The organism is Jejubacter calystegiae, from assembly GCF_005671395.1.
Classification (GTDB): Bacteria; Pseudomonadota; Gammaproteobacteria; order Enterobacterales; family Enterobacteriaceae; genus Jejubacter; species Jejubacter calystegiae.
In genome coordinates, this window is the sequence record NZ_CP040428.1 from 1806153 (window position 1) to 1829845 (window position 23693).

At 55.7% G+C, this 23693-nt stretch carries 21 protein-coding genes, 1 tRNA gene, 1 other RNA gene and 1 pseudogene; 16 read left to right on the forward strand and 8 right to left on the reverse strand.

What is annotated here, in order from left to right:
- Positions 1-295: 295 nt before the first annotated feature.
- From garL to FEM41_RS08370, 5 genes are all read left to right on the forward strand, one after another.
- Positions 296-1066 (forward strand): 2-dehydro-3-deoxyglucarate aldolase, encoded by a 771-nt coding sequence (garL, locus tag FEM41_RS08350; protein ID WP_138095547.1) that lies wholly within the window; start codon positions 296-298, stop codon positions 1064-1066.
- Between the two features lie 31 nt (positions 1067-1097).
- Positions 1098-1988, forward strand: a complete 891-nt coding sequence (garR, locus tag FEM41_RS08355; RefSeq protein WP_138095548.1) for a 2-hydroxy-3-oxopropionate reductase — start codon at positions 1098-1100, stop codon at positions 1986-1988.
- Positions 1989-2057: 69 nt separating this feature from the next.
- Positions 2058-3203, forward strand: coding sequence for a glycerate kinase (locus FEM41_RS08360; protein WP_138095549.1), 1146 nt, complete (start codon positions 2058-2060; stop codon positions 3201-3203).
- A 32-nt stretch (positions 3204-3235) separates the two neighbouring features.
- An RNA gene (gene rnpB, locus FEM41_RS08365) (RNase P RNA component class A) lies at positions 3236-3612 on the forward strand.
- Between the two features lie 167 nt (positions 3613-3779).
- Positions 3780-4295 (forward strand): OmpH family outer membrane protein, encoded by a 516-nt coding sequence (locus FEM41_RS08370; RefSeq protein ID WP_138095550.1) that lies wholly within the window; start codon positions 3780-3782, stop codon positions 4293-4295.
- 12 nt (positions 4296-4307) lie between these two features.
- Here FEM41_RS08370 and FEM41_RS08375 read toward each other — a convergent pair whose 3' ends face one another.
- Entirely contained in the window at positions 4308-5009 is a 702-nt protein-coding gene (locus tag FEM41_RS08375; protein WP_138095551.1) for a pirin family protein, read from the reverse strand.
- A 108-nt stretch (positions 5010-5117) separates the two neighbouring features.
- On the opposite strand from FEM41_RS08375, the gene FEM41_RS08380 reads away from it, so the two are divergent.
- Positions 5118-6014: a LysR family transcriptional regulator gene (locus FEM41_RS08380; protein ID WP_138095552.1), complete on the forward strand. Its 897-nt coding sequence runs from the start codon at positions 5118-5120 to the stop codon at positions 6012-6014.
- A gap of 36 nt (positions 6015-6050) precedes the next feature.
- On the opposite strand, the gene FEM41_RS08385 is transcribed toward FEM41_RS08380, so the two are convergent.
- From FEM41_RS08385 to FEM41_RS08395, 3 genes are all read right to left on the reverse strand, one after another.
- A complete protein-coding gene (locus FEM41_RS08385) occupies positions 6051-6455 on the reverse strand; it encodes a DUF805 domain-containing protein (protein WP_138095553.1) in 405 nt (134 codons plus the stop codon).
- Between the two features lie 96 nt (positions 6456-6551).
- Complete coding sequence (locus FEM41_RS08390; RefSeq protein ID WP_138095554.1) at positions 6552-7538, reverse strand: glutathione S-transferase family protein; 987 nt, start codon at positions 7536-7538, stop codon at positions 6552-6554.
- A 68-nt stretch (positions 7539-7606) separates the two neighbouring features.
- On the reverse strand, positions 7607-7999 hold the full coding sequence (locus tag FEM41_RS08395; RefSeq protein ID WP_138095555.1) for a DoxX family protein: 393 nt from the start codon (positions 7997-7999) through the stop codon (positions 7607-7609).
- Positions 8000-8473: 474 nt separating this feature from the next.
- Between FEM41_RS08395 and pdxA the strand changes: the two genes are divergently transcribed.
- The 4 genes and pseudogenes from pdxA (at position 8474) to tal (ending at position 13061) form a co-directional block, all read left to right on the forward strand.
- Positions 8474-9481: a 4-hydroxythreonine-4-phosphate dehydrogenase PdxA gene (gene pdxA / locus FEM41_RS08400; RefSeq protein ID WP_138095556.1), complete on the forward strand. Its 1008-nt coding sequence runs from the start codon at positions 8474-8476 to the stop codon at positions 9479-9481.
- Positions 9482-9581: 100 nt separating this feature from the next.
- Positions 9582-10937, forward strand: a pseudogene (locus tag FEM41_RS08405) (four-carbon acid sugar kinase family protein); the annotation flags it as partial.
- Between the two features lie 74 nt (positions 10938-11011).
- Complete coding sequence (locus tag FEM41_RS08410; protein ID WP_138095558.1) at positions 11012-11992, forward strand: 2-keto-3-deoxygluconate permease; 981 nt, start codon at positions 11012-11014, stop codon at positions 11990-11992.
- A 118-nt stretch (positions 11993-12110) separates the two neighbouring features.
- On the forward strand, positions 12111-13061 hold the full coding sequence (gene tal / locus FEM41_RS08415) for a transaldolase (protein WP_138099137.1): 951 nt from the start codon (positions 12111-12113) through the stop codon (positions 13059-13061).
- A 45-nt stretch (positions 13062-13106) separates the two neighbouring features.
- On the opposite strand, the gene FEM41_RS08420 is transcribed toward tal, so the two are convergent.
- Entirely contained in the window at positions 13107-14609 is a 1503-nt protein-coding gene (locus FEM41_RS08420; RefSeq protein WP_138095559.1) for a helicase HerA-like C-terminal domain-containing protein, read from the reverse strand.
- Between the two features lie 131 nt (positions 14610-14740).
- Here FEM41_RS08420 and FEM41_RS08425 point away from each other — a divergent pair, with 131 nt between their 5' ends.
- The gene (locus FEM41_RS08425) at positions 14741-16399 is read left to right on the forward strand and encodes a dihydroxyacetone kinase subunit DhaK (protein ID WP_138095560.1); all 1659 of its coding nucleotides are present in this window, start codon (positions 14741-14743) and stop codon (positions 16397-16399) included.
- 137 nt (positions 16400-16536) lie between these two features.
- Here FEM41_RS08425 and ahr read toward each other — a convergent pair whose 3' ends face one another.
- The 3 genes from ahr to FEM41_RS08440 all read right to left on the reverse strand — a co-directional run bounded on the left by ahr (position 16537) and on the right by FEM41_RS08440 (position 19332).
- Entirely contained in the window at positions 16537-17556 is a 1020-nt protein-coding gene (gene ahr / locus FEM41_RS08430) for an NADPH-dependent aldehyde reductase Ahr (RefSeq protein WP_138095561.1), read from the reverse strand.
- Positions 17557-17728: 172 nt separating this feature from the next.
- Positions 17729-18310: a class I SAM-dependent methyltransferase gene (locus tag FEM41_RS08435; protein WP_138095562.1), complete on the reverse strand. Its 582-nt coding sequence runs from the start codon at positions 18308-18310 to the stop codon at positions 17729-17731.
- Complete coding sequence (locus tag FEM41_RS08440; protein ID WP_138095563.1) at positions 18310-19332, reverse strand: HNH endonuclease; 1023 nt, start codon at positions 19330-19332, stop codon at positions 18310-18312. Before FEM41_RS08440 ends, FEM41_RS08435 begins: the two co-directional genes overlap by 1 nt.
- Positions 19333-19603: 271 nt before the next feature.
- On the opposite strand from FEM41_RS08440, the gene FEM41_RS08445 reads away from it, so the two are divergent.
- The 5 genes from FEM41_RS08445 to FEM41_RS08470 all read left to right on the forward strand — a co-directional run bounded on the left by FEM41_RS08445 (position 19604) and on the right by FEM41_RS08470 (position 23678).
- Positions 19604-19688 (forward strand) — tRNA-Leu (locus tag FEM41_RS08445).
- A 198-nt stretch (positions 19689-19886) separates the two neighbouring features.
- Complete coding sequence (locus FEM41_RS08455) at positions 19887-21134, forward strand: tyrosine-type recombinase/integrase (RefSeq protein ID WP_138095564.1); 1248 nt, start codon at positions 19887-19889, stop codon at positions 21132-21134.
- Between the two features lie 262 nt (positions 21135-21396).
- The gene (locus FEM41_RS08460) at positions 21397-21585 is read left to right on the forward strand and encodes a hypothetical protein (RefSeq protein ID WP_001003202.1); all 189 of its coding nucleotides are present in this window, start codon (positions 21397-21399) and stop codon (positions 21583-21585) included.
- 16 nt (positions 21586-21601) lie between these two features.
- The gene (locus tag FEM41_RS08465) at positions 21602-22204 is read left to right on the forward strand and encodes a restriction endonuclease subunit S (RefSeq protein WP_087835535.1); all 603 of its coding nucleotides are present in this window, start codon (positions 21602-21604) and stop codon (positions 22202-22204) included.
- Complete coding sequence (locus FEM41_RS08470; RefSeq protein ID WP_138095565.1) at positions 22197-23678, forward strand: N-6 DNA methylase; 1482 nt, start codon at positions 22197-22199, stop codon at positions 23676-23678. Before FEM41_RS08465 ends, FEM41_RS08470 begins: the two co-directional genes overlap by 8 nt.
- The last annotated feature ends 15 nt before the right edge of the window (positions 23679-23693 follow it).

The following is a 23693-nucleotide window of genomic DNA, read 5'->3' on the forward strand; positions in this document are numbered from 1 at the left end:
AGCGCTGCCCCGGGGATGTGGTTAAAAAGGATGCGGTAATGCCAGACGGGAAAATGTGATTTAACTCACTCTGAGCGGCAAAGCCCCGGGGGACAGGGGCTGCAAAATCTAAATCTGTGGGTAATCCCCCACAGAGTCAGTCAGATGACCATAAAAAAACGTAACGCCAAATCATCTCCTGGGCATACGCCCAATGTCGCCCGGAGGAGAGCGGCTTATACTGGATGACAGTTCAGTCTCCGTAAATGGGCCGCCCGGCGCGCCAGAACTCACCTCTCAGACAAGGGTTAACCCAATGAATAAAAATATCTTTCCTAACCCCTTTAAGGCTGCCCTGGCAGCACAGCAGATTCAGATTGGCTGCTGGAGCGCGCTGGCGAACCCCATCAGCACCGAGGTGCTGGGCCTGGCGGGTTTCGACTGGATCGTGCTGGACGGCGAACATGCTCCAAACGATATCACCACCTTTATTCCCCAACTGATGGCCTTGCAGGGTAGCGGTAGCGCGCCGGTTGTACGGGCGCCGACCAACGATCCGGTGGTTATCAAGCGGCTGTTGGACATCGGTTTTTATAACTTCCTGATCCCTTTTGTCGAAACCGCGGAAGAGGCGCGACAGGCGGTGGCGTCCACCCGCTATCCGCCTCAGGGGATTCGCGGCGTGTCGGTTTCGCATCGTAGTAACTGCTACGGCACGGCGCCGGACTACTTCCGCCAGATCAACGACAACATCAGCGTGCTGGTGCAGATAGAAAGCCAGTTGGGGGTCGATAACCTGGATGCCATTGCTGACACCGACGGCGTGGACGGTATTTTCGTGGGGCCCGGCGATCTTTCGGCCGCGCTGGGGTATTTGGGCGAGCCGGGGCATCCGGAGGTTCAGCGGGTCATTACCCATATCTTTGAGCGCGCCAGGGCGCACGGCAAGCCTTCCGGCATTCTGGCGCCGGTAGAGGCGGACGCCCGACGCTACCTGGAGTGGGGCGCCACCTTTGTGGCGGTGGGCAGCGATCTTGGGGTCTTCCGCGCCGCCACCCAGAATCTGGCGGACCGCTTTAAAAAGTAATCACATAACGAATTATCAGGAGAACAACGTCATGACAGTAAAAGTGGGTTTCATTGGCCTGGGGATCATGGGCAAACCGATGAGCAAAAACCTGATCAAAGCGGGTTATTCGCTGGTGGTGCTGGATCATAACCGGGAGGCTACGGCGGAACTGGTTGAAATCGGTGCAGGTAGCGCGGCGACCCCTAAAGAGGTGGCGGCTCAGTGTGACGTGGTGATTACCATGCTGCCGAACTCGCCTCAGGTCACCGAGGTGGCATTAGGAGAAAACGGTCTGATCGAAGGGGCGCATCCGGGGCTGACTCTTATTGATATGAGCTCCATTGCGCCGCTGGCGAGCCGCGATATCAGCGCTGCGCTGCAGGCCAAAGGCGTTAGCATGCTGGATGCGCCGGTAAGCGGCGGCGAGCCGAAAGCGATTGATGGCACCCTCTCAGTGATGGTGGGCGGCGATAAAGCGGTATTCGATCAATATTACGATCTGATGAAAGCGATGGCCGGTTCGGTGGTGCATACCGGGGAGATTGGCGCCGGTAACGTGACCAAACTGGCTAATCAGGTGATTGTGGCGCTGAATATCGCCGCCATGTCCGAAGCGCTGGTATTGGCTACCAAGGCCGGGGTCAATCCCGAACTGGTCTATCAGGCGATTCGCGGCGGGCTGGCGGGCAGTACGGTACTGGATGCTAAAGCGCCGATGGTGCTGGAGCGTAACTTCAAGCCGGGTTTCCGTATCGATCTGCATATCAAAGATCTGGCGAACGCACTGGATACTTCCCACGGCGTGGGGGCTCAGTTGCCGCTGACCGCGGCGGTAATGGAAATGATGCAGGCGCTGCGTGCCGATGGTCATGGTACCTCCGACCACAGCGCGCTGGCTCGCTACTATGAGAACCTGGCAAAGGTTGAAGTCAGTAAGTAATGGCTGAATGAGAAGGGCGCGCCCGGCGCCCTGCTTTTCTCGCCCGCGTGGCGCTGTCATGGACTGTTTATGAAAATCGTAATCGCACCCGACTCGTATAAAGAGAGCCTTCCCGCAGCCCAGGTGGCGCAGGCCATTGAAAAGGGATTTCGGGAGATCTTTCCCGAGGCGGAGTATGTCTGCGTGCCGGTCGCCGACGGCGGCGAGGGAACGGTGGAGGCCATGATTGCCGCGACGCAAGGGCGCTGGATGCAGGAACGGGTGACCGGACCGCTGAGCGAGCCGGTCACCGCTAGCTGGGGACTTTCCGGTGACGGCCATACCGCCTTTATTGAGATGGCGGAGGCCAGCGGTCTGGCGCTGGTGCCGCAGGCGGCGCGCGATCCGCGGCTGACGACTTCACGCGGTACCGGCGAGCTGATTCTGGCGGCGCTGGAAAGCGGCGCCCGGCGGATTATTATCGGCATCGGCGGCAGCGCCACTAACGACGGCGGGGCCGGTATGGTTCAGGCGCTGGGAGCCCGGCTGCTGGATGGCAACGGCCGCGAGATTGGTCCGGGCGGCGGCGCGCTGGCGTCGTTGAATCGCATCGATCTAACTCGCCTGGACTCGCGGCTGAAGCGCTGCGAGATCCTGGTGGCCTGCGACGTTACCAATCCGCTGACCGGCGAGAATGGCGCATCCTGTATCTTTGGGCCCCAGAAGGGCGCCGATGCGCAGATGATTCTCCTGCTCGACGAAAACCTGGCGCACTACGCGATGGTGATTGAGCAGACCCTGAATATTGATGTGACCCGGGCGCCAGGCGCGGGCGCCGCTGGCGGTATGGGCGCGGCGCTGCTGGCGTTCCTGGGTGCGGAGCTGAAAAGCGGGGTGGAGATTGTCACCGGCGCGCTGAATCTTGAAGAGCACATCCATAACTGCACCCTGGTGGTGACCGGCGAAGGGCGCATGGACAGCCAGAGCGTGCAGGGCAAGGTGCCGGTCGGTGTGGCCAATGTGGCCGCGAAATACCATAAGCCGGTAATCGGCATTGCCGGTAGCCTGGCGTCGGATGTTGCGGTAGTGCATCGGCACGGTATCGATGCGGTCTTTAGCGTACTGAATGGCATTGTGACGCTGGAAGAGGCGCTGGATAACGCCTTCGACAATATTTACCGTACCGCGCGTAACGTGGCGGCTACGGTTCGGGCCGGAATGTCCGGCGCGGCGTGACAGCGCCCGGGAAAACCTCTATACTTTAGCCCGAAGCTAACCAGACAATCGCCGCTTCGTCGTCGTCCTTTCGGGGAGACGGGCGGAGGGGAGGAAAGTCCGGGCTCCATAGGGCAGGGTGCCAGGTAACGCCTGGGGGGCGCAAGCCTACGACCAGTGCAACAGAGAGCAAACCGCCGATGGCCCGCGCAAGCGGGATCAGGTAAGGGTGAAAGGGTGCGGTAAGAGCGCACCGCGCGGCTGGCAACAGTTCGTGGCACGGTAAACTCCACCCGGAGCAAGGCCAAATAGGGGTTCACATGGTACGGCCCGTACTGAACCCGGGTAGGCTGCTTGAGCCAGTGAGCGATTGCTGGCCTAGAGGAATGATTGTCCACGACAGAACCCGGCTTATCGGTTAGCTTCACTCATTATTAAACCCCGCTGCCTGCAGCGGGGTTTTTGCTTTGCGCCGCATGTATCCCTTCCCCTGTCTTTCAGAAGTTACTTTATTCTGCATCTCCCTGAAATCGACTAACATGAAGCAGTACGGGGCCGGACTGGCCGCGACTCCGCTAACACATTGAGGATCGTTGAATGAAATGGAATGTTTTTCTGAAGGGGGCGCTCGTGGCTTCACTGGTTATCGCCGCTGCGGGTTGCGATAACGCCAGCAAACAGAGCAAAGGCGCGGCCTGGGTCGATGTCTCTCAGGCGATTAGCGACTCGCCGCTGGCGGAGCAGGAGAAAACGCGCCTTGAGACCGTGAAAAATCTGCTGCTGAAGGCGGAGCAGGAGGCGAATAAAAGCTACGAAGGGATGGATAAAGCCAAAGCCGATCAGGCCAGAAGCTCGGATGCCGTCACCATTAACCGGCAGTGGAACCTGGAGCAGCGAGCGGCGCGCGTGGCGCTGCTGAAGGAGGTACGTACGGCGGTTGAAGAGGTGCGCAAAAAGAACAACTACACCGTGATCGTTGACGGTGGCGCGGTACTGGCGGCCGACCCTGCCAGCGATGTCACCAAACAGGTAGTTGAGTCGTTGAAATCGGCAAAGGTCGACTTTGGCGAGCTGCCGGCCGTGACCATCAAGAACGAGCCGGACAGCAAGTAATTTCCTTCCGGCCTACACTGGCAGGTCAATCAACAGACCGCGCAGCCGGGTATCGGCGACCAGAGTAAGCTGAGATTCATCGCGAATAAAGGCGCCATCGCCGCAGGTGAGCGCCTTTTTTTCTTCCTGGGGCGTGACGGCATGCAGCGTGCCGTGAATCGATTGCAGATAAGCTCGCGGACCGTGTAGCTGAAAGGCCTGGCTTTCGCCCTGCTCCAGTTCCACATGGTGCAACCACACCTGCTGGCGCAGCATCAGGCTACCGTTCTGGCCGTCTGGCGATGCCAGCAGCTGGCTGCGCTGACCGTTGAGCGACACCTTCTGCCACAGGGGATTTTCCCGCTCGGGGCAGGCGTCCAGCCATAGCTGCATGCGCGTCAGGGAGTGGCTTTTGCTCAGGTTGTGTTCGCTGTAGCTGATACCCTGCTGGGTAGAGATAAGCAGGGCTTCGCCCGCGCTCACCTGAACGTGATTGCCCTCGCTGTCGCGATACTCCGCCTCGCCGTCGAGCACCAGATTCAGGATATCCACCCTGGGATAGGTACGCGGCTGAAAAGCGGCATCGGGGGCAAGCACTTCCTGGTTTAGCACCCGCAGTGATGCATAGCCCAGCAGCTCGGGATCGAAATAGTGACCGAACGAAAATGTGTAGCGGGCCTGTAACCATCCATAGTCAGCTTTACCGCACTGTCCGGCTGTTCTTGGGGTAATCATAGACTTCTTGACCTCTTTTTACACTAAACCCATGGTAAGGATCTGGACGCTTCATTGTTAGCCAGTTAATCTGCTCGGTATGTTCAAATTTCCTGAATGAGACCGGAAATGGCCAAAGATAGGGCGCTTACGCTGGAAGCGTTGCGGGTAATGGACGCGATCGACAGACGCGGCAGCTTTGCCGCGGCGGCGGATGAACTGGGGCGGGTTCCTTCAGCCCTGAGTTACACCATGCAGAAGCTGGAAGAAGAGCTGGATGTGGTGCTGTTCGATCGTTCCGGCCACCGGACTAAATTCACCAATGTGGGACGCATGCTGCTGGAGCGCGGGCGCATGTTGCTGGAAGCGGCGGACAAGCTCACCACCGATGCCGAAGCGCTGGCCCGGGGCTGGGAAACTCACCTGACCATTGTGACCGAGGCCCTGGTGCCCACCGCCACCTTTTTCCCGCTGGTGGAGCGGCTGGCGGCAAAGGCCGATACCCAACTGTCGATCCTGACCGAAGTCCTGGCTGGCGCCTGGGAGCGGCTGGAGCAGGGGCGCGCCGATATTGTGGTTGCGCCGGATATGCACTTCCGTTCGTCGTCCGAGATCAATTCGCGCAAGCTCTATTCCCTGAAAAGCGTCTATGTGGCGGCGCCGGATCATCCCATCCATCAGGAGCCGGAGCCGCTCTCTGAAGTGACCCGGGTGAAATATCGCGGCGTGGCGGTGGCGGATACCGCCCGTGAACGTCCGGTATTAACCGTACAGCTATTGGATAAACAGCCGCGTCTGACCATCAGCTCTATGGAAAATAAACGCCAGGCGCTGCTGGCCGGGTTAGGGGTGGCGACCATGCCCTGGCCGCTGGTGGCGCAGGACATTGCCGAAGGGCGACTGCGGGTGGTTAGCCCGGAATCCACCGCTGAGGTCGATATTATTATGGCCTGGCGGCGCGACAGCATGGGGGAAGCCAAGTCCTGGTGTCTGCGGGAAATTCCCAAGCTGTTCAGCGCGAAATAACAACGGCGGCACTGTGCCGCCGTTTTTGATGCAAGACTAGCGTGAAACGATGGAAGAGGGCGGTTCCGACCCTTCGCCTTCCAGCGGATCGGGACCGAAGCGATTAGCGCCCGGCATACCGCGCAGGCAGCAGAAGACCAGCAGCACCAGCGTGCCGATAATCGGAATCAGGCCCAGAAGAATCCACCAGCCGGAGCGGTCGGTATCGTGCAGGCGGCGGCACAGTACCGCCAGGCTCGGTAACAGAACGAACAGCGAGTAGAGGGAAGCCAGTACCCCGCTCTCTTTATTTTCACCAAACTCCCATCCCAGCATTCTGTCCAGAATACTGAGTGCGATGGCAATAACGATATTAATCAGCACGAACATCCAGTATTCCTTGCGCCGCGCCCTGCCTTTAAATCCGACGTAATTCCTTAATACTTTCAGATACCATTCCATGTTTTTATTCCTTATCAGGGAAAAATAGAGAAATGATTATAGCAACGGAACGGGTGCTGATAATAATACGGCGGCACAGTGCCGCCGGGGGAAGTATCAACGAAAGCGCTGGTCGCGCCCGTGAGGTTCATTCAGATCCTGCTGTGGCCCGATGGAAATAATACCGGTGGGGTTAATGGTTTTATGGCTGCAGAAGTAGTGGTGGCGGATATGGTCCAGATTGACCGTTTCTGCGACGCCGGGCAACTGATAGATATCGCGCAGGAAGCCGTACAGATTCAGGTAGTCGCTAATCCGCTGGCGATCGCACTTAAAGTGGGTGACATACACTGGATCAAATCGCACCAGGGTAGTCCACAGGCGGATATCGGCTTCGGTAAGCTGATTGCCGGTCAGATAGCGGTGCTGGCCAAGAATCTGCTCCAGCCGCGCCAGTGAGGTAAACAGCTGGCCGACCGCTTCGTCATAAGCCTGTTGAGAAGTGGCGAAGCCCGCTTTATACACGCCGTTGTTCACGCTGTTATAGATCCAGTCGTTCAGTTCATCGATCTGGCCGTGTAGCGCTTTGGGGTAATAGTCACCGGCCCGGGCGCCCAGGGCGTCGAAGGCGCTATTGAACATGCGGATAATTTCCGATGACTCATTGCTGACGATAGTCTGCTGCTTTTTATCCCACAGCACCGGTACCGTGACTCGTCCGCTGTAATGAGGGTCGGCCTGCAGATAGAGCTGATACAGGAAATCGTGGCCGTTAAGCGTATCGCCGGTAGCGTCGGGGAAGTCATTCCCGAAGGTCCAGCCGTTTTCCAGCATCAGCGGATGCACCACCGACACCTTGATAAACGGCTCCAGCCCTTTCAATTTACGCATAACCAGAGCGCGGTGCGCCCAGGGGCAGGCCAGCGAAACATAGAGATGGTAGCGCTCTTTTTCGGCTGCGAAACCGCCCCTGCCGGAAGGGCCGGGCGCGCCGTCTGGCGTGACCCAGTTGCGAAATGCGGCGGCGGAGCGCTGAAAGCGTCCACCGGTGGATTTGGTGTCATACCATGCGTCCTGCCAGACGCCGTCAACGAGCAGTCCCATTATTCCTCCTAAAGCGCGAAACGTCCGGCGCAATAAACTGTCGCCGGACGTCATTCAGTATAGAAAACTTACCAGTTTTTATTCAGTGCCCGGTCCAGGCTGATTGCGCCAGGGCCGAAGGTCGCCAGCAACAGATAGCCGCCCGCGATAGTAAAGTTCTTCATAAACATGAGCGAGTTAACGCCATCGGCAAAGTTGCTGTGAAACAGGAAAGCGGTCATCAGCGTAAACAGAGCGGTAATCAACGCCGTGGTGCGAGTCAGGAAGCCGAACAGAATCGCCAGGCCGCCGCCAAATTCAAGCAGGATGGTGAGCGGCAGCAGGAATCCGGGAACGCCCATCGCCTCCATATACTGCTGAGTGCCGGAATAAGCAGTGATTTTGCCCCAACCGGCCACGATAAACAGAATCGGCATCAGAATACGTGCGATCAGAACGGCAACATCTTCGAATTTTTTCATTTTGTTCACCTGAGAAATACAAAAAAATGATTTTGCTAATTTGTTGATTATTTAAGGTTAATTACGATTGTTATCGGTAACCTCCCTCGATGAACAGGATAATACGCCGGGCTATTCCCGATTGTTAGCAAGGAAAACTGTCAAAAAAATTCAAATTTTCTGAACGTGTATCGAATGAGGCTGGGATAACCGCCGGTGGATAAGAAAATATTGATTAACATGCTGATAAATAAAATAAAAAATATTGTTGCGCTGAAGGTTATCGCAATCCCTTAAATGAACATTTAAAATTAATATGAACTTATGCTCATGTCACATTTCGCGATGAAATAAAAATACCTGCCTTTTTATGTGAGTTTAATCACTAATTATCGAATATGAATCCATTATTTTTTCGCTCATATGATTTGATTGTGTTCATCTGATCATTTTGATCTATGAGCGGGTCTGAGATTAACCATTAAGAGGTCCAGGATGACTATAGAGAAAAAGCCTGTCGTCGCCGTCACCGCTGGCGATCCTGCCGGCGTTGGCCCGGAGATTACCGTTGCCACCCTGATGGACAAAGACGTCTACGCAGAATGTCGTCCGTTTCTGATTGGCTCGCTGCCGATTATTCAGCGGGCCATGAATATTCAGGGCTGCGATTTTCCCATTAATAAAATTACCCACCCGCAGCAGGCGGCATTTCGCTGGGGAACCCTGGACGTACTGGAAACCGGGGATTACGACTGCGACAGCATCGAATGGGGAAGGGTGCAGAAGCTGGCCGGACAGATGTCGCTGGACTACGTCATGAAGTCTATTGAACTGGGAATGGCCGGGCTTATCGACGTGGCCTCTACCGCCCCGATCCATAAAGAGGCCATCAAACTGGCGGGCTGTAAGCTACCGGGGCATACCGAAATCTATCAGGCCGAAACAGATTCCGATTACGGCCTGACCATGTTCCACGTCCACAATTTGCGAGTGTTCTTCGTCAGCCGCCATATGGCGCTGAAAGCGGCCTGCGACTATGCCACCAAAGAGCGGGTGCTGGCCTGCGTACAGCAAATTCATCATGAATTCGGCGCCCTGAACATTCCGAACCCGCGTATCGCCGTCGCGGCGCTGAATCCCCACGGCTCTGATAACGGCCTGTTCGGGCACGAGGAGGCCGATAACCTGATTCCGGCGGTCATGGCCGCCCGGGATCTTGGCATCAACGCCATCGGGCCGGTTCCGGCAGATTCGGTGTTCCACCTGGGCAAGCTGGGGCATTACGACGCAATTTTGTCGCTCTACCACGACCAGGGCCATATCGCCTGTAAGACCCTCGATTTTGAACGCTCAATCACCATCACCTTTGGCCTGCCGTTTATACGCAGCTCGGTCGACCACGGAACAGCGTTTGATATTGCCGGAACCGGTAAGGCGGGCACCGTCAGCATGCGCGAGTCCACCGTGGTCGCCGCACGCTACTGGAAGATGAAACATCAATAAGCCCGTTGGCAGGCTAAGGGAATTCGCAATGGAAAAGCATTCGTTAATGGGTAAAGGTAGCAAGGAAGAGAGTGATATTTTCGCCATTCATACCGCGTCCCCTTTCGGCAGGGGAGAAAAATTGGGGATCGTGGCCGACGATCTGACCGGGGCGACCACTGTGGGTGTCCTGCTGGCGCACAGCGGGATGAAAACCGCCGCCTTTTTTGACACAGACTGCTTTGCCCGCAATACCGTCGATTATCCGGCGATGGTGGTCAGTAGCGAAAGCCGGGCGTTACCAAAAGCGCAGGCGCAGCAGCGCGTTGCTACCGCGGTCCGACAGCTCCAGCAGCGGGGCGCCCGCTACTTCACCAAGCGCATCGATACCACGCTGCGCGGCGGCATTGGCTATGAAATCGATGCGATGCTGGAATTGTTAGCGCACGACGCGGTGGCGGTGGTGGTACCGGCGATGCCGCAGTCGCGGCGCATCGTGGTGGGGGGGTATTCGATAATCGACTCGGTGGCGCTTTCCTGTACCGATGTTGCCCGCGATGTGCGTACGCCGGTGACCGAATCCTGGGTTCCGGGCCTGCTGGCAGAGCAGACCCGGCATCAGGTCGGCCACGTCGCGCTGACCCAGGTGATGAAGCGCGGCGCATGGCTCCGGCAGGCGCTGCTGGACTGTTATCAGGCCGGTTTGCGGGTGATTGTGGTCGATGCCATCACCCTGGATGACGTGGATGCCATCGCCCACGCCGTGGTGGCGCTGAACTGGAATGTGCTGGCGGTCGATCCCGGGCCGTTTACCGAACGTCTGGCGGCCTGTCGGCATCTGATGGATGAAACCCCATATCATCAGCCCCAGCCGCTGCCCCGCGATACTCAGCGCGGATCGGTAATGGTGGTGGCCGGAAGCGCCACGCCAGTGACTCAAAAACAGCTCCAGCATTTGATCGCGCACGACAGCCGGGTTTGCCATATTCCGGTGGATGCCGGGCTGCTGGTCGAAGGTCAGGATGCGGCGCAAAGTGAAATCGACCGGGTGGTTGAACAGGCCCGGCACTGTGTGGCCCAACGCCAGGATGCGCTGTTGGTTTTTGAGTCGGCGCTGACAGGCAGGCTGCTGGACCTGTGTGAGCAGGAGCAGCGTTTGCACCTGGCGCCGGGTCAGGCAGCCGGAAATATCAATCAGGGGATGGGGCGCATCGTCAAACAGATGCTGGACTGCGCGGGCAGCGGGATACAAGGCCTGTATATGACCGGCGGCGATACCATGGTCAGCATCTTAAAAGCGCTGGGCGCCAGCGGTATTGAAATGATCGACTACGTGATCCCCCAGACCGATATGGTGCGTATCGTCGGCGGCGAATATGCCGGGCTAATCTGCGTTGGCAAAGGAGGGCTGACCGGGCCGGAAGAGATTATCAGCACCATTATCGGGCGCATTTCCCAGCAGGTTAATCATCACTAAATACAGGCGACGAGAAACAGGTTTCGCGCGGTACGTCGTGAATCATTCATATTATTTGATATGTGAGTTGCCCTATGAATATAAAAATCTTCGATAAGATGAATAAGGTGCCCGGCGGGCTGATTATTATTCCGCTGCTTGCTGCTATTCTGATTAATACTTTTGCTCCCCAGATTTTAACTATTGGCGGCCCGACTACCGCATTATTTAAAGTGGGGTCCAGCGCTATGATGGGGATATTTCTGCTGGTTTGCGGTACCTCAATTAATATTCGCCAGGCCGGGTTGCCCTTATATAAAGGAGCGGTGCTGTTGCTGTTGAAGTGCATTGCCGGGGCGCTGGCGGTATGGGTGGCTGGTTCACTGTTTGGCCCGCCGGGGTTCCTGGGCATTTCGATGCTGGCTCTGGTCGCCTGCCTGACCAGCTCCAACAGCTCGCTGTATATCGCCTTGTGTAGCACCTATGGCGATGCCAGCGACGCCGGGGCCATCTCGGTGTTCTGTATCAAAGACGGCCCCTTCGTCACCATGGTGGTGCTGGGGGTGAGCGGCCTGGCGAATATTCCTTTTGCCGCTCTGCTGTCGATGCTGATCCCGCTACTGATCGGCATGCTGTGGGGCAACTGCGACGAACGCTTCAAACAGTTGTGCACGTCGGCGCAGCCGCTGATTATTATCATCATGTCATTTGCTATCGGCGCGAACTCCAGTATCGGCACCGTATTCAGCGCCGGTCTGTCGGGCATCCTGCTGGGGGTTATCTCTGCCGTCACCGGCATCATTTTTTACTTTCTTTATAACCTGTTCTTAAGAAACAAAACCGCCCTCGGCGCTGCGTTGGGCACCACCGCGGCCAGCTCTGCGCTGACACCGGCGATGGTCGCCCAGGCGGATCCTTCGCTGGCCATATACGTGGATGCCGCCACGGCCCAGTTGGCCACCGCCAGTATTATCACGATGCTGACGGCGCCGGTGCTGATCGCCTGGTTCGATAAGCGGCTCAGGGCCAGAGCGCCGGTTACGCAAATGGCGCCGTCGGCTGACGTTAAGAAATGATCCGGCGTCAGGGGATTGATATTTATTCCCGCTAATTTGAGAGAGGCGACAGGGCAGGCATTGCGCTAAACGTGAAACCTGTTAGATGACGGTAAGAGTGGAGCTTAAGGAGAGAATGATGAACCAGCTGGAAGCATTAAAAACGATGACGGTAGTGGTGGCGGATACTGGTGATATCGAGTCGATAAAAAAATTCGCCCCTCAGGATGCCACCACTAATCCGTCGCTGATATTGAAGGCGGCGCAGCACCCGCAATACCAGGCCCTGATTGCCGGTGCATTGGACAAAGCGCGACGCCAGGGCGGCAATGAAGAAACCCGGTTGATCAACGCCTGTGATCAGGTGGCGGTGGATATCGGCACCGAGGTGTTGCGCTACGTTCCCGGGCGTATCTCGACCGAAGTGGACGCCCGCTTTGCGTGGGATCGCGGGATGTGCGTTTCCCGGGCTCGCAAGCTGATTCGCCTGTATGAGCAAAACGGTATCGACGCCTCGCGTATCCTGATTAAGCTGGCGGCGACATGGGAAGGAATACGGGCCGCCGAAGAGCTGGAGCGCAGCGGAATCCACTGTAATCTGACGCTGATTTTCTCCTTCGCGCAGGCGCGGGCCTGTGCCGAGGCGGGGGTATTTCTGATTTCGCCCTTTGTCGGGCGCATCTTCGACTGGTATCAGAGCCATCACCCTGATGTCCCCTACGATGCGGAAAACGATCCCGGCGTGCAGTCGGTGCGCGAGATTTACCGCTATTACAAAGCGCACGGTTACCCCACAGTGGTAATGGGGGCGAGCTTCCGCCGCATTGAACAGATTCAGGCGCTGGCGGGTTGCGATCGCCTGACCATTGCCCCGCCTCTGCTGGCGGCGCTGGCAGAGTGCGATGCGCCGCTGGCGCAGCGGCTGACGGTGGGGGGCACCAGCGAACTACGCCCTTCGCCCATGACCCAGGCCGGATTCCTGTGGCAGCATCATCAGGACCCGATGGCGGTGGAAAAGCTGGCGGAAGGCATCCGGCTGTTTGCGCTCGACCAGTGCAAGCTGGAGGAGAGGATCGGTCAGATGCTCTGACAGGCGGGGCGATTAGCCCCCCTGCCGGAGGGCCGTGGATGGCGGTTAGCGCTTACGACCGCCGAGCAGGCTGCCCAGTACGCCGCGCACTATCTGGCGGGTAATCTGGCGCGCCGCGCTTTTCGCCGCGGTCTGCACCATGCCATCTTTCTTGCCGCCGCGCGGGCCGGTGCTGCCAAACAGAATTTCCTTTAGTCCGCCCAGAATGCCTTCATCCACATCGGCCTGTTTGCCTTTGGCGGGCGGCGCCTGCTCTTTATCGGTGGCGGCCTGCACGCCTTTTTGCAGCATCTCGTACGCCGATTCGCGATCCTGGGCTTCGTCGTACTTGCCGTACAGCGGGGAGTTGTTAATCAGAGCGTTACGCTCGCCTGCGTTGACCGGCCCCATTCGTGAAGCAGGGGCGATGACCATGGCGCGCTCCACCATCGTCGGGCTGCCTTTCTCATCCAGGAATGAGATCAGCGCTTCGCCGGTGCCCAGCGCCTGGATCGCCTCTTCGGTATTAAAGTCCGGGTTGGCGCGCATGGTCTGGGCCGCGGTTTTCACCGCCTTCTGATCTTTCGGGGTAAAGGCGCGCAGCGCGTGCTGAATGCGGTTGCCGAGCTGGCCCAGTACGCTGTCCGGAATATCGGAAGGATTCTGGGACACGAAGAAGATCCCCACGCCCTTGGAGCGGATCAGGCGTACCACCTGCTCGATCTTATCCAGCAGCACCTGGGGGGCGTCGTCGAACAGCAGATGCGCTTCATCGAAGAAGAACACCAGTTTGGGTTTTTCCAGATCGCCCGCTTCCGGCAGACGCTCATAAAGTTCAGAGAGCATCCACAGCAGGCTGGCGGCATAGAGCTTCGGCATCTGGTACAGCTTATCCGCCGCCAGAATATTGATGATCCCTTTGCCGTTTTCATCGGTACGCATCCAGTCCTGGATATCGAGCATGGGTTCGCCGAAGAAGAAAGGGGCGCCTTCCTGCTCCAGCGCCAGCAGTCCGCGCTGAATCGCCCCGACCGAGGCGCTGCTAATATTGCCGTACTGGTTCTGGAATGATTTGGCGTTATCGCCGATGTACTGGGTAATGGCGCGCAGGTCTTTAAAGTCGAGCAGCAGCAGCCCCTGGTCGTCCGCCACCCGGAAGATAATCTGCAGTACCCCGCTCTGCACCTCGTTCAGGTTGAGCAGGCGGGCCAGCAGCAGCGGCCCCAGATCGGAGACGGTGGCCCGCACCGGGTGTCCCTTCTCGCCAAAGATATCCCACAGCACCGTGGGGTTTCCGTGAGGCTGCCAGTCGGTCACGCCAATGCTGTTCAGGCGCGTCTGCAATTTTTCCGACGCTTCGCCCGGCATGGCGATACCGGTCAGATCGCCCTTCACATCGGCCATAAAGACCGGTACGCCGATTTCCGAAAAGGATTCGGCCAGTTTTTGCAGGGTAACGGTCTTACCGGTACCGGTCGCGCCGGTAATCAGCCCATGGCGGTTAGCCATGCCGGGCAGCAGGCACAGGGTTTTCTCGGTGGTTCTGGCTATAGTCAGTGGCGCGCTCATTTATCACATCCCTCAATGAATATTTTCTTAAATCATAGTAATTATCAGAGACTCAGTATATTCCTGAGGGTATCCAATACAACGTATCAGCAGCTATGCTTGTGCTATGGCTAGCCGATTGATGGAACATCATGTCCGGATTTTTCTTTGATCAACGTGAACAACTGGTGGATGACGCCATTGAGGGCGTCATCCTCTCTTCTCCCCACCGTAATCTGACGCGCCTGGATATTGAGCCGGGCATACGGGTGGTGATGCGCAACGACTGGAACAAAAGCCGGGTAGCGGTGATCTCCGGTGGCGGCGCCGGTCATGAACCGGCAGACGTGGGTTTTGTGGGGCGCGGTATGCTTACCGCGGCGGTCTGCGGCGACCTGTTCGCCTCGCCGGGGGTGGATGCGATACTGAACGCCATTGTGGCGGTGACCGGCGATCGCGGCTGCCTGCTGATTGTTAAAAATTACACCGGGGACCGTCTGAACTTCGGGCTGGCGGCGGAAAAAGCCAAGCGCTATGGCCTGAAGGTAGAGATGGTGGTGGTGGGCGACGATATCGCCCTGCCGGGCAACCAGCCGCGCGGTATCGCCGGAACCTCGCTGGTGCACAAGATTGCCGGTTATGCCGCCGAGCAGGGACGTTCGCTGGGGGAGGTGAAGGAGGCTGCCCGGCAGGCCAGCGAAAACGTATTTAGTCTGGGGGTGGCGTTGCGCAGCTGTAGCCTGCCGGATGGCGTGGAGGATGAATGGCGCATCCTGCCGGGGCAGGTCGAAATCGGGCTTGGCCTGCACGGCGAGCCGGGGGCCCGGACCCTGAACACCCGCAACAGCCGCGCGCTGGTGGATCTGATGGTGGAGCAGCTCTGGCAGCACGCCGGGGGCGACGTGCGTCTGGCGCTGCTGGTCAACAACCTAGGGGGCACGTCGGAGATGGAAATGGCGCTGATTGTTAAGGCGCTGGCCCACTCCCGTCTGCGTGACCAGGTGGAGTTTATGATTGGCCCGGCGCCGCTGATGAGCGCGCTGGATATGAAGGGGTTTTCGCTGTCGGTGTTGCGCCTGAGCGATGCCTTTATCGATGCGCTCCAGGGACCCTGTGAAACCCTGGGCTGGCGCCCGCTGGTGCCTTTTACGCCGGTGAAAATGCAGCCCCAGCGCCCCACCCATGACCGGGTGGATGCGCTGCCTTCCCATAATGAAGCGGTAGCGATGCGGGTGGCGGCGCTGACGCTCTCCCTAATTGAGATAGAAGCGGATCTGAACGCGCTGGACGCCAGAGTGGGCGACGGCAATACCGGCACCGCCTTTGCGCAGGGAGCCCGGGATATCGCCCGCTTGCTGGGGCTGGGGGCGCTGCCGCTTAACGATCAGGCGGCGCTGCTGGCCTTTATTGGCGAACGTCTGGCGACGGTAATGGGCGGCACCAGCGGCGGCCTGATGTCGATCTTCTTTACCGCAGCGGGCCGGGCCCGGTTGCAGGGGCAACCCCTGGCGCAGGCGCTGATGGTGGGACTACAGCAGATCAAACTCTACGGCGGCGCAGAGCCGGGCGATCGCACCCTGATCGATGCGCTCCAGCCAGCGCTGGAAGCCCTGACGGAAGAGGGCGTGATCGCGGCAGCGGCCGCAGCCTGTCAGGGCGCCGAGGACACCGCCGCAATGAGCAAGGCTAACGCCGGGCGTTCTGCCTATATCGCCAGCGAGCGCCTGCTGGGCGTGAAAGATCCGGGCGCTGCCGCGGTCGCCACGGCATTCAGCGCGCTGGCGGAAGTGGAACAGAAAATCGCCCGCTAATGCAAAAGATGAGAGAGGCAGACGCCGACAAAGGGTGTTGCTGTGTACACGGTGGCAAGGCGCTGAGCGAAAAGTCATCCCGGCCCTGAGACAGCCGACCTTTTCAGGTCGGCTGTTGCGTAGTTAAACAACGGAAATCAGAAATCCGCCTTCAGCACCACGCGGTAGCGGGCCTTGCCGTCGCGCACGTGTTGCAGCGCTTCGTTCACCTTCGACATCGGGAACTCTTCGGTCTGCGGCGCCACCCGGGCGCGGGTGGCCAGCTTCATCAGGGTGCGCAGCTCGGCCGGGTTACCGGTGGCGGAACCGCTGATGCCGTGGTCGCCGCTAATCAGCGAGAACGCGGGAACTTCGAACGGCTTCATCACGGCGCCCACGGTGTGGAAGTTGCCGCCGGGGGCCAGCGCGGTGAAATAGGGCATCCAGTCCAGGCTGACGTTAACGGTATTGATAATCAGATCGAACTGCCCGGCCAGCGCGCTCAGCTCCTGCGGATCGCGGCTGTTAACTACCCGATCGGCGCCCATATCCAGAATCTCCTGGGTCTTGGACGGATTAGAGCTAAAAGCGGTGACCTCGGCGCCCATGGCGCGCAGCAGTTTGATAGCGATATGGCCCAGACCACCGATACCGATGACCCCCACCCGGCTCATGGCGGTGATATGGTGGGTCAGCAGCGGTTTAAAGACGGTGATGCCGCCGCACAGCAGCGGACCGGCGGTGGCGAAATCCATCTCTTCCGGCAGCGGAATGGCCCACTGCCAGTCGGCGCGGATCTTATCCGCAAAGCCGCCGCGGTTCATAATGGTCGGTACGCTGCCTTCCCGGCAGTTGATCTGGTTGCCGCTAATGCAGGCGTCGCAGTGCTGACAGCTGCGGGCGGTCCAGCCAATGCCCACGCGCTGGCCAATTTTAAGCCCCTTATCCTGGGCGGCGCTGCCCAGCGCGCTGACCCGACCGATGACTTCATGACCCGGCACCAGTGGATACTGCGAAAAGCCCCACTCGTTGTCGATCATCGACAAATCGGAGTGGCAGACGCCGCAGTATTCGACGGTCACCTCAACATCCTCCGGCGCCAGCTGACCGGCGTCGTACTCATACAGCTCCAGTTCAGCCCCGGCCTGTTGCGCCGCATAGCTCTTTATCATGGTCATGATGAATACCTTATTGGTTGTGACTTCTGAAATCACAGTGTACTTCAAATACCTGACGGGCGGGTTTGCCGGATGTTTCATTATTTATGTGATTTTTATCACGTATTAATGCGCGGCCAGGGCGGCTTCCATGGCGCGTAGTGAGGCGGTCAGAGTATCCAGATGGCGGTATTCAGCTTTCCCGCCGCAGCAATGCATTCAACCAGCGTTCGCTGCGTTCCGGGCGCAGATCCCGGGTTTGCCAGCATTCCAGCAGGGTGAGCTGGGGCAGGGGGGCGAGCAGGGCGTTCAGGCCAGACTCGTCGAGATCGGTAAAGCATCGCCCGGCCTGGCGGCGTTCTTCGTTGCCGTACTTAAAGGAGAGATACCACACCCCGCCGGGCTTTAGCGCCCTGGCCAGCCGCGCCATGACTGACGGCAGCTCTGCCCGGGCCACGTGCAGCAGCGAAGCACAACACCAGATACCTTCATAGCATGCTTGCGCCTCCAGATCCTGGAAGCGCATCTCGCGCACTGGCAGGCCGCTATGGGCGCGGGCCAGTGCGGCCAGATTCGGGGAGGCGTCGAAGGCATCGACCCGATAACCCATCCCCCGGAAGGCCAGAGCATCGCGCCCGGAACCGCATCCGGCGTCCAGCACCCGGGCGCCGGGTGGAAGCCGGGTGGTAAAAGGGCGGTATAGCGATTCCATATCTACCGCGACGGTATCGTTGAAAAAGCGCTGAGCGTTGTGCTGGTAGTACTCCTGAGTCATTACAGCGTTTCCTCTCCCCGGGGCGCTGGCCGCTGCCAGATATGGATCAGCGTTTCGATGGCGGTATTCCACGCCCGCTGCAGAAAATGCAGCCGGGCGCTGGCCGTGGCGCCGGTTTGCCTGGACAGGGTTTCGTGCAGCGGCAAATGGCTGTCGATAATATAGTCGTTGCGCTGGCGTAGCCTTTCCATCGCCCACTTCGGCGGCGCCAGCGCGAGCTTACCAGCGCTGCCGCGATTGCAGTTGCGACAGGCCAGCACCAGATTCCAGACCCCGTCGATATTGGGCACCTTATCGCGTATGGCCCAGGGGATAACGTGATCGACATCGGCAAGATTCTGGTCGCCGCTGCGCAGGGAAACAGGCGTGTCGCAGTAGAAGCAGCGCCCCTTCTGATAGCCGTTCAGGGCATCGCGACAGCTGGTGATATTCACCCGCCGGGCGTTAAGCTGACTGAACAGCATACGGGTCTGTTCATCGTATTCCACGCCGATAAGCTGCCGTGAAATGCCCTGGGCCCAGGCCTGCTCCACCAGTCGCCAGCGCGCCTCGGTTTCCAGGGCCAGACTGTGGTACTGGGGCCGCTCCCCCAACTGATAAAAGTTTTCCGTAAGCCGGATAGAGCCATGGCTTTTGCGCTCGTCCACAAAAAAGCGGGTAGCGATCTCCGCACGGTTGACGATATGAAAGGCGTCGAGCACATTGGCGAACCCCAGCCGCACGGTCAGTTCGGTGAGCCGATCCTGCCCGATCTCCCCCCGATTAAACTGCTGGCAGGCATCCAGAAAGCGGCTGCGACCGGCGGTGCCCTGCTTTGGCGCCTGCTGCAGATGGCGACAGAGATGCTGACTAAAGGGCTGCGCCAGATCCGCCAGCAGAATTAGATCGCTGCCCGGTTTCTGTTGCTGGATATCGTACAGCGCCTGAGCCAGCGCAAACTTATAGGTGGCCGCGTTGCGCCCGAACAGAATCACCCCGCGCCAGTAGTTTTCCAGCGTTGGTTCAACCTGATAAAAGCGCATAGCGTGATCCTGTTCCGGGAGAGAGAAGCGGTTCAGATTAGTAAAACCGCTAACAGGATCAGATAACAAAGCGGGGCAAATGTAAACCGTTGCAGCGTGCCGGAATCGGGATCGGATTCTGAAAAGAGGGGGCAACCGACAGGCTACAGAAGGGAAATAGCGTATAAGCCGCTGTTTTTTTCGGCAATCGACGACGCCAGGCGATCACCTCGCTTGCATGGCGATCCCCGGCGGGTATAATGGCAGACGCTTACCGCAACCCTTCTACAGTGCCGAAGTGGCGAAATCGGTAGACGCAGTTGATTCAAAATCAACCGTAGAAATACGTGCCGGTTCGAGTCCGGCCTTCGGCACCATCGGAACATCAATAGACGTCAACGGACGTCTTTTTTTGTGCCTGAAATCCAGTATCCGCAAGGCTTTCCTCGCTTTTTCACTCAACCTAAGTCAACCTGATTCAATCTACATCAACTTACTGATGCGGGTACAACTGCGGGTATATCCCGGTTCGATAATGTTTGTACCCACACAGAACCCTTGAAAGGATACTCATCATGGCTCTGAGTGATGTGAAGGTTCGTTCGGCTAAGCCGGAAGCAAAAGCCTATAAACTTACTGACGGTGAAGGCATGGTTTTGTTGGTTCACCCTAATGGCTCCAAATACTGGCGGCTTCGTTATCGCTTCGGCGGCAAAGAGAAAATGCTGGCATTGGGAAAATATCCTGAAGTTTCGCTGGCGGATGCCAGGGCACGCCGGGATGAAGCCCGTAAGCTGTTAGCAAACAGCATCGATCCCAGTGAGAACAAGAAAGCCGTTAAGGTAGAGCTGGAGCAAGAGGCGATAACGTTTGAAGTGGTAGCCAGAGACTGGCATGCCAGTAATCAGAAGTGGTCGGCATCGCATAGTGCTCGTGTATTGAAAAGCCTGGAAGATAATCTCTTTGCTGCTATTGGTAAGCGGAACATTGCTGAATTGAAGACGCGAGATCTGCTCGTACCTATCAAAGCAGTTGAGTCATCCGGGCGGCTTGAAGTCGCAGCCCGTTTACAACAGCGAACGACCGCGATTATGCGGTTTGCCGTTCAGAGCGGCTTAATCGATTACAACCCAGCACAAGAGATTGCCGGTGCAGTTGCTACGGCGAAAAGACAGCACCGTGCTGCTCTGGAGCTTAACCGTATACCTGAATTACTTCATCGCATTGACCATTACTCCGGCAGGCCTTTAACTCGATTAGCTGTCGAGCTCACTTTGTTAGTGTTTATCCGCTCAAGTGAACTACGTTTTGCACGCTGGTCTGAAGTAGATTTTGATACGGCTATGTGGACGATTCCGGGTGAGCGTGAACCTTTAGAAGGTGTTAAGCATTCTCAGCGTGGTTCGAAAATGCGCACGCCTCATCTTGTTCCCTTGTCGCGGCAAGCTCTCGCTATTTTGGAAAAGATCAAAAGCATGAATGGAAATCGAGAACTGATTTTCGTTGGGGATCACGATCCTCGTAAACCCATGAGTGAAAATACGGTGAACAAGGCTTTGCGAGTGATGGGCTATGACACGAAAACGGAAGTCTGTGGGCATGGTTTCAGGACAATGGCCTGTAGCTCATTGATTGAATCGGGTCTATGGTCGAGGGATGCCGTAGAGCGGCAGATGAGCCATCAGGAGCGTAGCTCTGTTAGGGCTGCCTACATCCATAAAGCGGAACATCTGGGGGAGCGCAGATTGATGCTGCAGTGGTGGGCGGATTATCTGGATGCGAACCGGGAGATAGGGGTAAGTCCGTTTGATTTTGGAAAGTAACACCAAAATATTTTTCTATCATGAATTCGCAAGATAAATAAGAATAATCATGAGGTTAGTGAGCCCATGATGCATAGCGACAATGACATCGTGAAAAAGTAGTACGACGCTACTGTTGCATAAATTCTCTGTAACCTGTTATAGTCTTCTCACTGACCTAGTACGACGCTACTACCTAGGGAAGGGAGGGAGTAAATAGCAGCGGCAACTGCTATTTACCCGAAACATTCTGGCCAAAACCGCTATGAGAGGCTTTAACAAAATGAACGAAAAAAAATATCAATCCCTGCGTAAAAAGTCAATAAGTAAGGGGGGGAATATGGCTTGTATTGTTATGCTGGTACACGCGCTCTCCTTTTCCTCATTGCAGATGGATTTAGATGTACGTGTGGGGGATGTGAATTGGAAACACTCGATTGTGCTTAAAACTACTGGAGGAAAGGGAGAGTAATCTCCCTAACTTACTTATGCATAAAATTGTTACATTAGAGAGTGTTGCTGAGATCCGTTTAGGGATGCCCTTTAAATCGGCAATACAAGATGCTGGTGAGCAAGGCTCCTGTTATCTCATCCAGACGAAAGATATTGGGCTGGACGGCAGTTTAGATCTAGATGCTTTAACTTCTGTTATCCCAGAAGGTAATCCTGAGAAGCATTATCTTTTCCCTAATGATATTTTATTACGTCTGCGGGGACCTGTGTTTTCAGCTGGGATTATCGAAGGGAATCTAGGCAAACCAATCATTACGTCCAATCAGTTAGCAGTAATTAGATGTAATGAAAATTTAATACTACCACATTATTTACATTGGTATATTAACTCTACTTCTGGAAGTAAATATTTTCGCAGTTTGAGTGAAGGTACTAGTATTAGTAAAGTTAATTCAAAAACGGTTTCTAAAATGACTGTTAAACTCCCAAATTTGGGGGTTCAAGAAAAGATTGGTTCTATTAATAGAAACTGGAATAAACAAAAAATAGTCTATAATTCACTAATACAAAATGGCGATGTGCTCTTTGATGGTATATGTGAAAGTATCATTAATAGCGAGGGGTTAGAAAATGAGTGAAATGAAGATGCTTCATAAATCACTTTTACTTGCTTGTGATTTGTTTAGAGGGAAAGTTGACTCATCTTCTTATAAAGATTATATATTTTCAATTTTATTGCTGAAATATATTTCTGATGTTAAGTCTGATTATGAGTGCGATTTAATCAATGGAGAATATTCTGAGTTGTTAGAAATTGTTTCTCGAGTACCAGAGGATGCTAGTTTTTATAAAATATATCATGATGCTAAGAATCATGGTGATTATATCGGAGAGAGGATTGATGATTCGCTGAGATTAATTGATCAGGCTATTGATTCTGTCTGCCAAAGTAGAGGTGGTTATTTATTCGAGTCAATAAAATTTGCGACGGTTAATTTTGGTGCAAAATCAGAAAGGGACCGGATGCTTAATGAATTACTCGATATTTTTGCAAGTCCTGAAATGAAATTTGATTATACCCAGGATGGTAATAAAAAGATAAAAGTAGCATGTAGATATCTTTTTGAAAAAATTGCATCTGACTCGGCTATGAGGGGGGCAGAATTTTATACTCCAGACGGTGTTTCACTACTATTTGCAGAGTTATTGCAGCCTAGGGATGGAGATAGTATTTGTGATCCTACTTGTGGGTCTGGTTCTCTTTTAATTACCCTAGGGGAAAAAATAAAAAAATCCTTTAGAAGCGATAATTATACTTTGTTTGGTCAAGAAGTTAATAGATCCATTTGGGCCTTGGCTAAAATGAATATGATTATGCATAACGAAATTAATAGTCGGATAGAATGGGGGGATGTAATATCTAACCCTCAGCTTCTGGATACAGATAATAGATTGATGCAGTTTGATGTAGTTGCTTCTAACCCTCCGTTAAATATTATCGGTTGGAATCATGATGATTTAGTACGTAATGATTATGGTCGCTTTAATTTAGGTTTCCCACCTCAGTCTAAGGGTGATTATGCCTTTATTTTGCACATGGTTTCAACACTTAAAAGTGCAACTGGTAGAATGGCCATACTGGTATCTCACGGCGTATTGTTCCGTGGAGGTCAAGAGGAGAGTATAAGGAAAAATTTAATCAGTGAAGGGTTGTTAGATGCGGTAATAGGTCTACCAGATAGATTGCTTCCTGGGACAGCGATACCAACTGCCATTTTGATATTCAGGAGAGATAGAAACAATTCTAATGTCGTGTTTATTGACGCATCTGATTTGGCTAAACCCGTAAAAGGGCGCAATTTGATAACAAATGAAATCATTGAAAAAATATCAAAATGCTACTTTGAAAGGAGTAGTGTCGATGATTTTTCACATGTGGCTTCTTATGATGAAATACAATTAAATGATTTTAATTTAAATATATCTCGGTATGTTAAGAAGCATGAGGAGCAGGTTTTTGTTGATCTTGAGAGATTACGTCAACAGCGTGAAGAACTACTATCAACATTGCACGGATTAGAAAGAGAAATGAAAAAATATATTGATAATTGATGGAGATGGTTGATG